This window comes from Stenotrophomonas maltophilia group sp. RNC7 (assembly GCF_030910085.1).
GTDB classification, from domain to species: domain Bacteria; phylum Pseudomonadota; class Gammaproteobacteria; order Xanthomonadales; family Xanthomonadaceae; genus Stenotrophomonas; species Stenotrophomonas sepilia.
In genome coordinates this window covers 1-767 of the sequence record NZ_JAVFVN010000903.1, presented here as the reverse complement: position 1 = coordinate 767, position 767 = coordinate 1, and the positions used below count along the sequence as shown (strand labels likewise).

Genomic DNA, 767 nt, shown 5'->3' with positions numbered 1-767 from the left:
AGATAGTAAAATATAAATTCAATGGGACCCAATTGAAGATTGTAATGATTATATGGAGATATACTTACGGATTCCAAAGAAAAGAACATTCACTGTCTTTAAATTTCATTACCGAGGCGATTAATTCTAGCAAAAATGTTGTTAAGAAAGAATTAGACACATTGATAAAAAACAAAGTGGTTTCGGTCACAGAAGAAGCAAGTTTTAATTCATCGAGAAAGATAGGATTCAATAAAAATTATGATGAATGGGGTATACCAATTGGTGTACAGTCTATCAATGAGAATACAGAGGTTCAATTGGTTGATTCACAGTCCACCAATAGGAGTACACCACAGTCCACCAATAGGAGTGCCAAGAAAGAAAGTATTAAAGAAAATATTAAAGAAAAGGATTATGAATCTGTTTTCAACTTTTACCTTACTTTAAATCTAAAAAAACATCGTGCTTATACAAATGATATGAAGAGAGCAATTAATAAAGCTGTAAAAGATAACAAGTATAGCACTGAGTATTGTAAAACTTTACTAGAAAGACATAAGCAGGTAGTAGATATTACAAAACAACATGAATTTCCAGTAAGAGTAAGGGGATTTGCAGAGTTCTTCGGTCAAAAAGTATACGGGGCCACACATCTAATTTGTTCGGAATATGAAGAAGGTGGCAAGTATTATGAGCAATATTTAAAAGAACACCCTAAAACCAAAGTAGATATAAGGACAGGTGTACCACCTTCAGAGAGCGTGCTAGGCGAAAGGGAGGAGGAA

1 protein-coding gene is annotated in these 767 nt (G+C 33.5%); it reads left to right on the top strand.

Annotated elements, in window-relative coordinates:
- Positions 1-2: 2 nt before the first annotated feature.
- Positions 3-767: replication protein (locus tag RCF13_RS23405; protein WP_308141577.1), on the top strand; the 765-nt coding region annotated here is incomplete at its 3' end.